This is a genomic window from Streptomyces sp. NPDC056222, assembly GCF_042264065.1.
In the GTDB taxonomy this organism is placed as follows: Bacteria; Actinomycetota; Actinomycetes; order Streptomycetales; family Streptomycetaceae; genus Streptomyces.
On sequence record NZ_JBHJTL010000005.1, the window covers coordinates 89,939 to 102,529 of the forward strand.

Genomic DNA, 12,591 nt, shown 5'->3' on the forward strand with positions numbered 1-12,591 from the left:
ACATCAGGGACTTCCCGGACGCACCTCAAGTTCCCGTTCCCCGTACATCTTCGCGATCACCGCCTCGATGTCCGGCTCCCGCACCGACAGATCCACCAGCGGATACGCCTCCGCCACCGCCGCCACGAGCGGCGCCGCGGACGCCGAGGCGGGGAAGGCGAGCACCTGCCGCGGGCCCTCCGACCGTACGAATCGCGCCCCCGGCAGCTCGATCGGCGGCAGCTCGCGCTCCAGGTCCACCACCAGCTGACGCTCGCCGGCCCCCACCTCGTGCAGTCCCGCCAGCTCCCCGTCGTACATCAGCCGGCCATGGTCGATCACCATCACCCGCTTGCAGAGCTGCTCGATGTCCGTCAGGTCGTGCGTGGTGAGCAGGACCGTCGTGCCCTGCGTCGCGTTGAGCTCGCGCAGGAACTCCCGTACCCGCGCCTTCGACACGACGTCGAGGCCGATCGTCGGCTCGTCCAGGTAGAGCACGTCCGGGTCGTGCAGCAGCGCCGCCGCGATGTCGCCGCGCATCCGCTGGCCCAGCGACAGCTGCCGTACGGGTACGTCGAGCAGCTCGCCCAGTTCGAGGAGCTCCACGCAGCGGGCCAGATTGGCGGCGAAGCGCTCGTCCGGGATCCGGTACATCCGGTGCATCAGCCGGTACGAGTCCTTCAGCGGCAGGTCCCACCAGAGCGTCGTCCGCTGCCCGAACACCACTCCGATCCGCTGCGCGAGCCGCGTCCGCTCCCGCGACGGGTCGATGCCCGCGACCCGCAGCCGGCCCCCGCTCGGGGTGAGGATGCCCGTCAGCATCTTGATGGTGGTCGACTTGCCCGCGCCGTTCGGGCCGATGTAGCCGACCATCTCGCCGCGCTCCACGCCGAAGCCGATCCCGTCGACCGCCCGCACCTCACGCTTCTCCCGGCGCAGCAGCCCCGCCCTCCGCCGCACCGTGAAGACCTTCTCCACGTCTTCCAGCTCGATGAAGGCCATGCCTCAGCTCCCTGTGCTTCGGTACGAACGAAGTCCCGCGCGCCATGCCACACCCGCGAGGGCGCAGCACACCAGCGCCACCAGCGGCGACGCGAACGCCAGCCAGGACGGCACCCCGGCCGGCGCGGGCCGCCCCAGGATGTACAGCGCCGGCAGCCAGTTCACGAACGCCAGCGGGACGACGTAGACGACCCCGCGCACCAGATCCTGCGCGAAGATCGCCGGCGGGTACTGCAGCAGCGTGTTCCCGCCGTACGTGAAGGAGCTGGTCACCTCGGCCGCGTCCTGCGCCCAGAACAGCGCCGACGCACCCACGACCATCACCGCCGAGAAGATCAGCGTGCCGCAGAGCAGCATCACCGGCAGCAGCAGCACCTTCACGGCCGTCCACTCCACGTCCAGGAGCAGCAGCGCCCAGATCAGCACGAACAGCCCCTGGGCCACCCGGCCGAGCCGCCGCAGCGCGAACTTGTCCGCCGCCACCTGCGCGAGCACCGGCGCGGGCCGCAGCAGGAACATGTCGAACGAGCCGTCCCGTACCCGCTTGCCCATCCGCTGGAGCGAGCCCATCGTCAGGTCCGCGAGGCCGAAGGACGTGCCGGTCGCCCCGTACAGGAACGCGACCTCGGCGAAGGCGAAGCCGCCGAGACCCTCCACCTGACCGAACATCAGCAGGATCACGACGAAGTCGAAGAAGGTGACGGCGAAGGAGGTGACCAGCGTCAGAGCGAAGGACGTGCGGTACGTCATCGTCGAACGGATCCACATGCCGGCGACCATCCGGTACGTCCGCCAGGACTCCGCGAGCCGGGACGACGCGAGGACCGCCGCCGTGGGCGCCGTACCACCGGCTGCCGGCCCGGGCGCCATAGCGGCCTCCGGCCCGCCGTACGTCCCGCGCACCGCTTCCGTCTCCCCCAGCACAGGCGTCTCACCCACCCTGCACCACCACCTTCCGCGTCGCCAGCGACTGCGCCAGCCGCCCCGCCACCAGCAGCACGACCGCCCAGCAGATCTGGAAGGCGTACGCCCCCAGCAGTCCCCAGCCCGTGTACCTCTCCAGGTACACATCCGCCGGGATCTGCAGCATCGACGCCCACGGCAGCATCCGCGCCACCTCGCCCAGCGCACCCGGGAAGACGTTCAGCGGCAGCAGCATCCCGGAGAAGAACAGCCCGCCCAGCCACGCCACCTGCACCACGCCCTGACCGTCCATCAGCCAGAACGCGCTCATCGCCACCAGGTACCAGATCGCGAAGCTCACCGTCGCGCCCAGCGCGATCGCCAGCAGGAACGCGAGCCAGGTCGACGCCCGCTCGGGCAGCGTGAAGTCGAAGACGAGCGCGCCGACCACCATCGGGGCCACTCCACGCCCGAGCAGCTGATACGCGCTCCGCCCCGCGTTGGCCGCGAACCACCAGGCCTGCAGATCGGCCGGCCGGTACAGGTCGACGGCGATGTCGCCCGTCCTGATCCGTTCGATCAGCTCGTCCTCGAACCCGCCGCCCATCAGCCCGCAGACGGTGATCAGCCCCTGGCCGATCCACACATAGGCGAGCGCGTCGGCCATGTCGTACCCGCCGAGCTGCGGTCGCTCGTCCCACAGGGCGATATAGGTGTACGACAGGATGAACCCGAAGACGCTGTTGGTGAACACCCCCGCCGCCGTGGCCATCCGGTACGTGGCATGGCGCCGGAAACCACCCGCGGCCACCGTCGCGTACAGCAGCCGCATCCCGCTTCCTCCCGTGCCGTCTCCTCCGTGCCCCGACGGCACCAAAGCGCACGACCCTAGTACCCCGCGTGCCGCCAACGCGAGTGCTTTTCGAGTCGTATTACTCGGGTTCTGTCCCGGTGCGTGCAGTATGGGGGATCCATCCGCCTTCATCCGGTACGGGAGCTCCACCATGAGCGACGACCAGCCACATCGGCCCGGCTGGGCGCCCAGGGACCCCACCGTCCCCACCCCGCCCCCCAAGCGCCCACGCCGTTCCCTCCCCCGACGCATCCTGCGGGCGCTCCTGGGCACCTTCCTCCTCACCACACTGCTGCTCCTCGGCGGCCTCGTCGCCGGCTACCTGCTCGTGGACATCCCGCCCGCCAACTCCGCCGCGATCGCGCAGTCCAACGTGTACCTCTACAAGGACGGCACCCAGATCGCCCGCGACGGCGAGGTCAACCGCGAGAACGTACGGCTCATGCACGTCCCGGCGACCGTCCGGCACGCCGTACTCGCCGCGGAGGACCGCGACTTCTACACCGACCGGGCCGTCGTCGACCCCAAGGCCATGGTCCGCGCCGCCTGGAACACCCTCACCGGCAAGGGAAGGCAGTCCGGCTCCACCATCACCCAGCAGTACGTCAAGAACTACTACCTGGGCCAGGAGCAGACCGTCACCCGCAAGGTGAAGGAGTTCTTCATCGCCATCAAGCTCAACCGCGAGAAGAGCAAGGACGAGATCTTCGAGGGCTATCTGAACACCAGTTACTTCGGCCGCAACGCGTACGGCATCCAGGCCGCCGCCCGCGCCTACTACGGCAAGGACGCCGGGCACCTCGACACCGCCGAGGGCGCGTACCTCGCCTCGCTGCTCAAGGCGCCCAGCGCCTACGACCTCACCACCCACCCCGAGAACCGGACCAAGGCGCTCGGCCGTTGGAGCTACGTCCTGGACGGCATGGTCAAGGAGAAGTGGCTCTCCCCCGCCGAACGGACGGACACCGCCTTCCCGTCCCCGCAGACCGCCCGCCCCGCCACCGGCCTCTCCGGGCAGCGCGGCTACCTCGTCCAGGCGGTCGAGGAGTACCTGACCGGCAACGACATCGTCGACGAGAAGACCCTGGCCGGCGGCGGCTTCCGGATCACCACGACCCTGGAGAAGGAGAAGCAGGACGCCTTCGTCACGGCCGTCGAGGACCAGGTCATGTCGAAGCTCGACCCGGCGCAGAACCCCACCGACCGCTTCGTCCGCGTCGGAGGCGCCGCGATCGACCCGGCGACCGGGCGGGTCCTCGCCCTGTACGGCGGCATCGACTACACCAGGCAGTACGTCAACAACGCCACGCGCCGCGACTACCAGGTCGGATCCACCTTCAAGCCCTTCGTCCTCACCGCGGCGCTCCAGCACGGATCGCTCACCCAGCAGGGCGAGCGGATCACCCCGAACACGTACTACGACGGGACCGACAAGCGCCCCGTCCAGGGCTGGGACGGCGACTACTACGCCCCGGGCAACGAGGACGCCGAGTCGTTCGGCGACATCACCGTACGATCCGCCACCGACAGCTCGGTCAACGCCGTGTACGCGCAGATGGCGGTGGACGTCGGGCCCTCGCGGGTGAGGGAGACGGCCGTCGCCCTCGGCGTACCGAAGAGCACCCCCGACCTCAAGGCCTCCCCCTCCATCGCCCTGGGCCCCGCCACCGCGAGCGTCCTCGACATGGCGGAGGCGTACGCCACGCTCGCCAACCACGGCCGGCACGGCACGTACAGCCTCGTCGAACGGGTCACCAAGGACGGCCAGGATCTGGAGCTGCCGGCCACCGGGAGCCGGCAGGCGGTGAGCCGGGAGGCCGCGGACACGACGACCTCGGTGCTGCGGAGCGTGGTCGAGTTCGGTTCGGGAACGGCGGCCCTGGCCGCGGGCCGGCCTGCGGCGGGCAAGACGGGCACGGCGGAGGACGACAAGGCCGCCTGGTTCGCGGGCTACACCCCGGACCTGGCGACGGTGGTCACGATGATGGGCCAGGACCCGGAGACGGGCGAACAGAAGTCGCTGTACGGGGCGCTCGGGCTGCCCCGGATCAACGGGGGCGGTCCGCCCGCGGCGATCTGGGGCCAGTTCACACGGGACGCGCTGGCGGGGACGGAGCCTCGGGAGTTCGAGCTCGAACTCGGGGAGGGCGCGGAGGAGTCGTGGGACCCGATGGAACCGCTGCGGCCGGACGGATCGGACGCGTCGGAGGAGTGGGAGGAGTCCGAGGAGGGGACGGAGGGGCCGCAGCAGACGCAGGAGCACCCGCGGACACCCCCGGTATCACTGACGCCCCTCACGCCCCAGGCACCTCAGACAGCTCACACACCTCAGCGGCCCGCTCGCCCCGAGCCCCGGCCGGAGCCGGAGCGCCCGGGAACACCGGAAGGGACGGACGGCGGCGGCGATACGGAGACGGAAGCAGACCGGGGCGGGGACGGAACACCTCCCCTCACCGCTCCCGCGTCGGCCCCCGAGGCGGCTCCCGCACCGCCGCCGCTGTCGCCACGGGCCTCGCCGAACTGATGGCGTCGCCGGGCTGATGGCGTCGCCGGGCTGGGGCTGGTGGCCTCGGCGAACCGCTGGCGTCGCCGAGGCAGTGGCCTAGCCGGGCCAGTGGCCTCGCCGGGCTAGTGGCCCGAGGTCGCCTTCAGACCCACCACCGCGACCAGGAGCAGACAGACGAAGAAGATCCGGGCGGCGGTCGCCGGCTCACCGAGCACCACCATGCCGAGCACCGCCGCACCGGCCGCGCCGATGCCGACCCAGACGCCGTACGCCGTACCGATGGGAAGCGTCTTGGCGGCCTGCGACAGCAGCAGCATGGAGGCGACGATCCCGGCGCCCGTGAAGACACTGGGCCAGAGGCGGGTGAAGCCGTCGGTGTACTTCATACCGATCGACCAGCCGACCTCGAGCAGACCGGCGACGATGAGAAGAACCCAGGCCATGACGACGAACACCTCCGCGAGACGGAACAACAGGGGTGCGTCGTCTTTGCGTACTGCGGTGCAGTGGGCCCGGTACGGCGCGTCTCGTCGGGTGGCTCCAGAGTAGCAAAATACATACGAAAGGCCTGGTGACACCGGTCACCAGGCCTTCGATTCGGAACGTTCGGCGGAGCCGTTCTACAGATACAGCCCGGTGGTGTCCGTGGACCCCTCGAACCGGTCCGCGGCCACGGCGTGGAGATCGCGCTCCCGCATCAGGACGTACGCGACGCCCCGCACCTCGACCTCGGCGCGGTCCTCGGGGTCGTACAGCACGCGGTCGCCGGTCTCGACCGTACGGACGTTCTGGCCGACCGCGACGACCTCCGCCCAGGCCAGCCTGCGGCCGACGGCGGCGGTGGCCGGGATGAGGATGCCGCCGCCCGAGCGCCGCTCCCCCTCGGGGGAGTCGGTCCGGACCAGCACACGGTCGTGGAGCATCCGGATGGGCAGCTTGTCGTGGGTGTTGTCGCTCACGACTCGAACCTACCTGTCCGGGCGTGTCGGCCGTACTCGGGAGCGGTCATCCCTTGTGCTTGCGCGTGGAGACCGCGAGCAGCCCGACGAGGGCCACGGCGACCAGCGCCACCGGAACCACCCGCTCCAGGCGCGGCGTGCCGTCGTCGTGGGTGAACCGGGCCTTCACGTCGGAGAAGGTCCTGTTGACGGCGACGGCCGCGCGTCCGACGGTGTGGTCGACCGTGGAGACGACCTTCGCCTTCGCGTCGCCGACGATCGTCTTCGGGTGCATCCGAATGCCGATCTCGTCGAGAGTGACGGCGAGCTGCTCGCGCCGGCGGACGATGTCCGCCTCGATCTGCGCAGGGGTCCTGGCCTCCGACACCGCGCTGCCTCCGTAGTCGTAATCGGTCGTTGACGGACAGTCTCTCAGTTTCTCCGTCCGTGGTCTGTCTCAGGCCCCCATTAGGCTCGGTCGTGTACGCCCAGACATCCCGAGGAGAGCCATGAGCGAGCGACTTCAGCCCGGCGACACCGCCCCCGCCTTCACCCTTCCCGACGCCGACGGCAACGAGATCTCGCTCGCTGACCACAAGGGCCGCAAGGTCATCGTCTACTTCTACCCGGCGGCGCTGACGCCGGGCTGCACCAAGCAGGCCTGCGACTTCACGGACAACCTGGAGCTGCTGGCGGGCGCGGGCTACGACGTCATCGGCGTGTCGCCGGACAAGCCGGAGAAGCTGGCGAAGTTCCGCGAGCAGGAGCACCTGAAGGTGACGCTGGTGGGCGACCCGTCGAAGGAGACCCTGGAGGCGTACGGCGCGTTCGGCGAGAAGAAGCTGTACGGCAAGACGGTGACGGGCGTGATCCGCTCGACGGTGATCGTCGACGAGGACGGCAAGGTCGAGCGCGCCCTGTACAACGTGAAGGCGACGGGCCATGTAGCCAAGATCATCAAGGACCTGGGTATCTGAACCGGGCTCTCGCGTCGACGGGTCGCACCGCTTTCGAAAAGCGGTGCGACCCGTTCCGCATTTCGGACGAATGAGGACGTGACTGTCCGATATTCGGCTCGTTACTCCGTGCGAGACCACGAACGCGTGGTCGGGGCGGAGGGGTGGCGGGATGCTGGAGAGTCCATACACGAGGGAACGGCTGGCGGAGGCGGCGAGTACGTCGCGGACGCTGTCGGAGGCACTGAGGAAGCTGGGGGCGGATCCGAGGAGCGGGACGCGGCGGTATGTGCGCGACCGGATGCGGAGGCTGGGGGTGGACACGTCGCACTTCGAGCGGGAGGGGGCGAAGTGGACGCGGGAGGTGCTTGAGCCTGTGGTGGCGACCTCGGCGAGCGTGTGCGAGGTCCTGCGGCGCCTGGGGGTCGAGGTGGTCGGCGGCCAGCACACGCACATCAGCCGACGGATCCGGGCGCTGGGGATCGACACCTCGCACTTCACCCCGCAGGTACGCACAGAGGCCATGAAAGACAACCGCCGGCGTCGTACACCCGAGGAGATTCTCGTGGACGGCACCGCGACACAGACCACGCGCAAGCCCAACGAACGACTGAAGCGGGCCATGTCCGAGGTCGGAGTCAGCGAGCGCTGCGCGCTCTGCGGGATCGAGGCGACTTGGCTGGGATATCCGCTCCCGCTTGAGGTGGACCACATCGACGGCAACTGGCGCAACAACCAGATCGAGAACCTGCGGTTCCTCTGCCCCAACTGCCACTCGACGACGGACACGTACCGCGGGCGCGGGAAGGGTCGCCGCTCATGAGCGCGGGAGTCCGCTACACACGGGAGCGACTGATCGAGGCCGCCGCGAAGTGCCGGGACATCGAGGAGGTCATCGCCTTCTTCGGTACACGACCATACGGACGCCTGCGCCGCTATCTCTGGTGCCGCTTCGAGCACTACGGCATCGACGTCTCGCATCTCCACCGACGTGGCTACCGCAGGGGAGGCCCCCGCCCGACGACCGCAGAGCTCGCCGAAGCCGTGGCTTGCTCCGTTTCCCTGGCGGAGACCCTCCGGCACCTGGGCAGGCCGGAAAACTCGAGCCAGAAAGCGTCCTTGAAGCAGTGGATCGTCGAGGATCATCTACCGACTGCGCACTTCCTGGGGCAGGGCCATCAGCGAGCCAAGCCCGGCACGAATCCACCGAAGAAGGCCGTGGATCTGCTGGTGAAGCACAACGGCATGCGCCGAACCAAGACCAGACATCTGCGCCGAGCCCTCTCCGAGATCGGCGTGCCAGAGCAGTGCGCAAGGTGCGGCACCGGACCCGTGTGGCTCGGAAAGCCCATGACCTTGGAGGTCGACCACATCAACGGCGACTGGAGCGACGACCGCGCCGAGAACCTCCGACTGCTATGCCCCAACTGCCATGCGATCACCAGCACCTGGTGCCGCGGGGGACGTCGACGCACCTCTCAATCGAGCGGATGATGACCGCTACCATGGCCGTGTACGCGGCCGTGTTGTAACTGGCAGCCAAGCGGCGCTTAGAACGCCGTGGGAGAAATCCCGTGTGGGTTCGAGTCCCACCGGCCGCACGCATACAGAGTGGCCGCCCAATACTGGGCGGCCACTCTCGTCTCAGCCCAGCAGCTCCCGCACCACCGGTACCAGCGCCCTGAACGCCTTCCCCCGGTGGCTGATCGCGTTCTTCTGCTCCGGGGAGAGTTCCGCGCACGTCACCTCGTAGCCCTCCGGCTGGAGGATCGGGTCGTAGCCGAAGCCGTTCGTGCCCACCGGGGTGTGGCGGAGGGTGCCCGGCATGCGGCCCTCCACCACGCGCTCGCGGCCGTCCGGGAGGGCGAGCGCCGCCGCGCAGGCGAAGTGGGCGCCTCGGTGGGTGTCGTCGATGTCTCCGAGTTGGGCCAGGAGCAGGTCCAGGTTCGCGCGGTCGTTGCCGTGGGTGCCGGACCAGCGGGCCGAGAAGATGCCGGGGGCGCCGTTCAGGACGTCGACACAGAGGCCGGAGTCGTCGGCGACGGCCGGCAGGCCGGTGGCCTGGGCCAAGGCGTGTGCCTTGAGGAGGGCGTTCTCGGCGAAGGTGACGCCGGTTTCCTTGACGTCGGGGATCTCCGGGTACGCGTCCGCGCCGACGAGCTCGTGGGTGAGGCCTGCGTCGGCGAGGATCGCGTGGAGTTCGGTGATCTTTCCGGCGTTGCGGGTGGCGAGGATCAGTCGGGTCATGGTCCCGATTATCCCGGGGTGCAGACCTTGCCGATCTCGGCGGCGGCGTCGGTGACCGGCTTGATGTCCGGGGTGGTGTCGCCGTTGTTGACAGCGGTCTTCACGGATTCGACGCCCTTGGTGAGGTCGTCGACGGCCTTGGAGAGGTCGGCGTTGTCCGTCGTGTCCTTGAGCTTGCCGAGTTCGGTGGAGATCTCGTTCAGGGACTCGTTGAGCTGCGTCGGGTCGTTGGAGGCGTTGGATGCCGCCTGCGAGAGCTTGTCGACGCTGGTGGCTATCGCGTCGGCGGTCGCGACACAGTCCATCGCCTTGTCGAGTGCTCCGCAGCCGACGAGGGTGGTGGTGAGTACGGCTGCCGAGGCCACGGTGAGTGCGAGACGGCGCTTCAAGACGGTTCCTCCCCAGGGGATATGGATGTACGGGCGTACGGCGCTTCGGCCGTACGCCCGTGTTCATGGAGACGCCGTGGCGCCTCAGAGAGTTCCTTCGAGCGCCTTGCGCTGGATCTCGGCGAGGTCTGCGCAGCCGCCGGAGGCGAGGTCGAGGAGGGCGTTGAGCTCCTTGCGGTCGAAGGGCTCGGCCTCGGCGGTGCCCTGGACCTCGACGAAGCGGCCGTCGCCGGTGCAGACGACGTTCATGTCGGTCTCGGCGCGTACGTCCTCCTCGTAGCAGAGGTCGAGGAGGGGGGTGCCGTCGACGATGCCGACGGAGACGGCGGCGACGGTGCCGGTGAGGGGCTTGCGGCCGGCCTTGACGAGCTTCTTGCCCTGGGCCCAGGCGACGGCGTCGGCGAGGGCGACGTAGGCGCCGGTGATGGCGGCGGTGCGGGTGCCGCCGTCGGCCTGGAGGACGTCACAGTCGAGGACGATGGTGTTCTCGCCGAGCGCCTTGTAGTCGATGACGGCGCGCAGGGAGCGGCCGATGAGGCGGGAGATCTCGTGCGTACGGCCGCCGATCTTGCCGCGGACGGATTCGCGGTCGCCGCGGGTGTTGGTGGCGCGCGGCAGCATCGAGTACTCGCCGGTGACCCAGCCCTCGCCGCTGCCCTTGCGCCAGCGCGGGACGCCTTCGGTGACGGAGGCGGTGCAGAAGACCTTGGTGTCGCCGAAGGAGATGAGGACGGAGCCCTCGGCGTGCTTGCTCCAACCGCGTTCGATGGTGACGGGGCGGAGCTGTTCGGGGGTACGGCCGTCGATACGAGACATGGCACGAGCGTAGCCGTACATGACGAGGGGCCCGTTCCCCTGCCGGAACGGGCCCCTCGGCCGATGGGGCTGGTTACATCATGTCTTCGATGTCGGCGGCGATGGGGTCGGCGTCGGTGCCGATGACGACCTGGATCGCGGTGCCCATCTTGACGACGCCGTGGGCGCCTGCGGCCTTGAGGGCGGCCTCGTCGACCTTGGAGGGGTCCACGACCTCGGTGCGGAGGCGGGTGATGCAGCCCTCGACCTCTTCGATGTTGTCGATGCCGCCGAGCCCGGCGACGATCTTCTCAGCCTTGCTGGCCATGTTCTCTCCCTGTCCGTTCCGTCTTAAGAAACGTGAGTCTCGGCGCACCGACGGTCCGCTTTGTCACGGTAACCCACGGTTGGCCCAACTTCGCGAGCGGGCGCCCTCGTTCTGTCGAATGATGACGATCACCGGCAACCTGCCCTCAGCGGGCTCCGGGAGCCTATCGCAACTGGTCTACACCAGTGTGCAACGCGAGTCGGGCCCGGCTTGTTCCGGGTCAGGGAGGACGCCGATGAGCACGGAAAGCGCCGCCGCCCCGCCGCAGAAGTCGAGGTGGGGCGGACTCTTCCAGGGCCTTCAGAAGATGGGCCGCAGCCTCCAGCTGCCCATCGCCGTGCTCCCGGCGGCCGGCATCATCACCCGGCTCGGGCAGCCGGACGTCTTCGGAGCGGACGGACTCGGCTGGGACAACGTCGCGAAGGTGATGGCGGGCGCCGGCGGCGCGCTGCTCGACGGCAGCCTCGGCCTGCCTCTGCTGTTCTGCATCGGTGTCGCGATCGGCATGGCGAAGAAGGCTGACGGCTCGACGGCGCTCGCGGCGGTGGTCGGCTTCCTCGTGTACTACACGGTGCTCCGTCAGTTCCCGAAGGGCTGCCCCGAGGACACGAAGGACATCAGCGGAGGCTGCCTCGGGCCCGACGACACCTTCGCCGGCTACACGTACGAGAACCCGGGCGTCTTCGGCGGCATCGTCATGGGCCTGCTGGCGGCCTGGTTCTGGCAGCGCTACCACCGGAAGAAGCTCGTCGACTGGCTGGGCTTCTTCAACGGCCGCCGCCTCGTGCCGATCATCATGACGTTCGTGGGGATCGCCTTCGCCGCGCTCTGCCTGTGGATCTGGCCGCCGATCGGTGACGGCCTGGAGAACTTCAGCGACTGGCTGGTCGGGCTCGGCGCGTGGGGCTCGGGCATCTTCGGTGTCGCGAACCGGGCCCTGCTGGTCATCGGCCTGCACCAGTTCCTGAACGTGCCCATCTGGTTCCAGTTCGGGACGTACGAGAAGCCGGACGGGACGACGGTCCATGGCGACATCCCCATGTTCCTCGCGGGCGACCCGGACGCCGGCCAGTTCCTGACGGGCTTCTTCCCGATCATGATGTTCGCCCTCCCGGCGGCCGCGCTGGCGATCACCCACTGCGCGAAGCCGCACCGGCGCAAGGAGGTGGGCGGCATGATGCTGTCGGTCGCGCTGACCTCGTTCGTCACCGGCATCACGGAGCCGATCGAGTACTCGTTCCTCTTCATCGCCCCCGCGCTCTACGCGATCCACGCCGTGCTCACGGGTGTGTCGATGACGGTGACCTGGGCGCTCGGGGTGAAGGACGGCTTCAGCTTCTCGGCGGGTCTGATCGACTACGTCATCAACTGGAACCTCGCGACGAAGCCGTGGCTGATCATTCCGATCGGCCTGGGCTTCGCGCTCGTCTACTACGTGATCTTCCGGTTCGCGATCACCAGGTTCGATCTCCCGACGCCGGGGCGGGAGCCGGACGAGCTGGGCGAGGAGATGGATCGGGACGTCACGAAGGCGTAGCCGAATCGGGGCCTTTCGGCCCGGCGCGTGGAGCCCCTCAGGGCCCTCGGACCTCGTGGTCCGGGGGCCTTTCGTCGTTCACTCCCCGCTATGGCGCGGCCACACAGAATTCGCAGGTTCCTTATCTAAGTCTCACGTGCTAAAACAGGTCTACACCA

15 protein-coding genes, 1 tRNA gene and 1 riboswitch are annotated in these 12,591 nt (G+C 69.0%); of the genes, 6 read left to right on the forward strand and 10 right to left on the reverse strand.

Annotated elements, in window-relative coordinates; all coding sequences use genetic code 11:
* Window positions 1-3 precede the first annotated feature (3 nt).
* The 3 genes from ACFC0D_RS04390 to ACFC0D_RS04400 all read right to left on the reverse strand — a co-directional run bounded on the left by ACFC0D_RS04390 (window position 4) and on the right by ACFC0D_RS04400 (window position 2,716).
* Window positions 4-981, reverse strand: coding sequence for an ATP-binding cassette domain-containing protein (locus ACFC0D_RS04390; RefSeq protein ID WP_376430953.1), 978 nt, complete (start codon window positions 979-981; stop codon window positions 4-6).
* Window positions 982-984: 3 nt separating this feature from the next.
* Complete coding sequence (locus tag ACFC0D_RS04395) at window positions 985-1,851, reverse strand: ABC transporter permease (protein ID WP_376431016.1); 867 nt, start codon at window positions 1,849-1,851, stop codon at window positions 985-987.
* Window positions 1,852-1,912: 61 nt separating this feature from the next.
* A complete protein-coding gene (locus ACFC0D_RS04400; RefSeq protein WP_376430954.1) occupies window positions 1,913-2,716 on the reverse strand; it encodes an ABC transporter permease in 804 nt (267 codons plus the stop codon).
* Between the two features lie 172 nt (window positions 2,717-2,888).
* Between ACFC0D_RS04400 and ACFC0D_RS04405 the strand changes: the two genes are divergently transcribed.
* Window positions 2,889-5,261, forward strand: a complete 2,373-nt coding sequence (locus ACFC0D_RS04405; protein ID WP_376430955.1) for a transglycosylase domain-containing protein — start codon at window positions 2,889-2,891, stop codon at window positions 5,259-5,261.
* A 104-nt stretch (window positions 5,262-5,365) separates the two neighbouring features.
* Here the strand turns inward: ACFC0D_RS04405 and ACFC0D_RS04410 are convergent, their stop codons facing one another.
* The 3 genes from ACFC0D_RS04410 to ACFC0D_RS04420 all read right to left on the reverse strand — a co-directional run bounded on the left by ACFC0D_RS04410 (window position 5,366) and on the right by ACFC0D_RS04420 (window position 6,569).
* Window positions 5,366-5,686 carry a multidrug efflux SMR transporter gene (locus tag ACFC0D_RS04410; protein ID WP_189805276.1) on the reverse strand — a complete coding sequence of 107 codons (321 nt, stop codon included), beginning with the start codon at window positions 5,684-5,686 and terminating at the stop codon, window positions 5,366-5,368.
* Between the two features lie 34 nt (window positions 5,687-5,720).
* Window positions 5,721-5,798: riboswitch (guanidine-III (ykkC-III) riboswitch) on the reverse strand.
* A 65-nt stretch (window positions 5,799-5,863) separates the two neighbouring features.
* Entirely contained in the window at window positions 5,864-6,202 is a 339-nt protein-coding gene (locus ACFC0D_RS04415) for a co-chaperone GroES (RefSeq protein WP_329120126.1), read from the reverse strand.
* Between the two features lie 46 nt (window positions 6,203-6,248).
* Entirely contained in the window at window positions 6,249-6,569 is a 321-nt protein-coding gene (locus tag ACFC0D_RS04420; protein ID WP_376430956.1) for a DUF3618 domain-containing protein, read from the reverse strand.
* A gap of 121 nt (window positions 6,570-6,690) precedes the next feature.
* Between ACFC0D_RS04420 and bcp the strand changes: the two genes are divergently transcribed.
* The 4 genes from bcp to ACFC0D_RS04440 all read left to right on the forward strand — a co-directional run bounded on the left by bcp (window position 6,691) and on the right by ACFC0D_RS04440 (window position 8,738).
* Entirely contained in the window at window positions 6,691-7,158 is a 468-nt protein-coding gene (gene bcp / locus ACFC0D_RS04425) for a thioredoxin-dependent thiol peroxidase (RefSeq protein WP_376430957.1), read from the forward strand.
* 151 nt (window positions 7,159-7,309) lie between these two features.
* Window positions 7,310-7,960 carry an HNH endonuclease signature motif containing protein gene (locus ACFC0D_RS04430; RefSeq protein WP_376430958.1) on the forward strand — a complete coding sequence of 217 codons (651 nt, stop codon included), beginning with the start codon at window positions 7,310-7,312 and terminating at the stop codon, window positions 7,958-7,960.
* Window positions 7,957-8,631 (forward strand): HNH endonuclease, encoded by a 675-nt coding sequence (locus ACFC0D_RS04435; RefSeq protein ID WP_376430959.1) that lies wholly within the window; start codon window positions 7,957-7,959, stop codon window positions 8,629-8,631. The genes ACFC0D_RS04430 and ACFC0D_RS04435 overlap by 4 nt, the downstream gene beginning before the upstream one ends.
* Window positions 8,632-8,654: 23 nt before the next feature.
* Window positions 8,655-8,738, forward strand: a tRNA-Leu gene (locus ACFC0D_RS04440).
* A 43-nt stretch (window positions 8,739-8,781) separates the two neighbouring features.
* Here the strand turns inward: ACFC0D_RS04440 and rdgB are convergent.
* From rdgB to ACFC0D_RS04460, 4 genes are all read right to left on the reverse strand, one after another.
* Window positions 8,782-9,384 carry an RdgB/HAM1 family non-canonical purine NTP pyrophosphatase gene (gene rdgB / locus ACFC0D_RS04445; protein ID WP_376430960.1) on the reverse strand — a complete coding sequence of 201 codons (603 nt, stop codon included), beginning with the start codon at window positions 9,382-9,384 and terminating at the stop codon, window positions 8,782-8,784.
* Window positions 9,385-9,392: 8 nt separating this feature from the next.
* Window positions 9,393-9,773: a hypothetical protein gene (locus ACFC0D_RS04450; protein ID WP_376430961.1), complete on the reverse strand. Its 381-nt coding sequence runs from the start codon at window positions 9,771-9,773 to the stop codon at window positions 9,393-9,395.
* 84 nt (window positions 9,774-9,857) lie between these two features.
* Window positions 9,858-10,589 carry a ribonuclease PH gene (rph, locus tag ACFC0D_RS04455; protein ID WP_329120115.1) on the reverse strand — a complete coding sequence of 244 codons (732 nt, stop codon included), beginning with the start codon at window positions 10,587-10,589 and terminating at the stop codon, window positions 9,858-9,860.
* A gap of 73 nt (window positions 10,590-10,662) precedes the next feature.
* Window positions 10,663-10,944 carry a glucose PTS transporter subunit EIIB gene (locus ACFC0D_RS04460; RefSeq protein ID WP_376430962.1) on the reverse strand — a complete coding sequence of 94 codons (282 nt, stop codon included), beginning with the start codon at window positions 10,942-10,944 and terminating at the stop codon, window positions 10,663-10,665.
* A gap of 187 nt (window positions 10,945-11,131) precedes the next feature.
* Between ACFC0D_RS04460 and ACFC0D_RS04465 the strand changes: the two genes are divergently transcribed.
* A complete protein-coding gene (locus ACFC0D_RS04465) occupies window positions 11,132-12,433 on the forward strand; it encodes a PTS transporter subunit EIIC (RefSeq protein ID WP_376430963.1) in 1,302 nt (433 codons plus the stop codon).
* Window positions 12,434-12,591: the final 158 nt, after the last annotated feature.

Excerpts from the sequence above, each read along its gene's own strand:
- ACFC0D_RS04390 (WP_376430953.1), bottom strand. The coding sequence starts at position 981 with ATGGCCTTCATCGAGCTGGAAGACGTGGAGAAGGTCTTCACGGTGCGG.
- ACFC0D_RS04395 (WP_376431016.1), bottom strand. The coding sequence starts at position 1,851 with ATGGCGCCCGGGCCGGCAGCCGGTGGTACGGCGCCCACGGCGGCGGTC.
- ACFC0D_RS04400 (WP_376430954.1), bottom strand. The coding sequence starts at position 2,716 with ATGCGGCTGCTGTACGCGACGGTGGCCGCGGGTGGTTTCCGGCGCCAT.
- ACFC0D_RS04405 (WP_376430955.1), top strand. The coding sequence starts at position 2,889 with ATGAGCGACGACCAGCCACATCGGCCCGGCTGGGCGCCCAGGGACCCC.
- ACFC0D_RS04410 (WP_189805276.1), bottom strand. The coding sequence starts at position 5,686 with ATGGCCTGGGTTCTTCTCATCGTCGCCGGTCTGCTCGAGGTCGGCTGG.
- bcp (WP_376430957.1), top strand. The coding sequence starts at position 6,691 with ATGAGCGAGCGACTTCAGCCCGGCGACACCGCCCCCGCCTTCACCCTT.
- ACFC0D_RS04430 (WP_376430958.1), top strand. The coding sequence starts at position 7,310 with ATGCTGGAGAGTCCATACACGAGGGAACGGCTGGCGGAGGCGGCGAGT.
- ACFC0D_RS04435 (WP_376430959.1), top strand. The coding sequence starts at position 7,957 with ATGAGCGCGGGAGTCCGCTACACACGGGAGCGACTGATCGAGGCCGCC.
- rdgB (WP_376430960.1), bottom strand. The coding sequence starts at position 9,384 with ATGACCCGACTGATCCTCGCCACCCGCAACGCCGGAAAGATCACCGAA.
- rph (WP_329120115.1), bottom strand. The coding sequence starts at position 10,589 with ATGTCTCGTATCGACGGCCGTACCCCCGAACAGCTCCGCCCCGTCACC.
- ACFC0D_RS04465 (WP_376430963.1), top strand. The coding sequence starts at position 11,132 with ATGAGCACGGAAAGCGCCGCCGCCCCGCCGCAGAAGTCGAGGTGGGGC.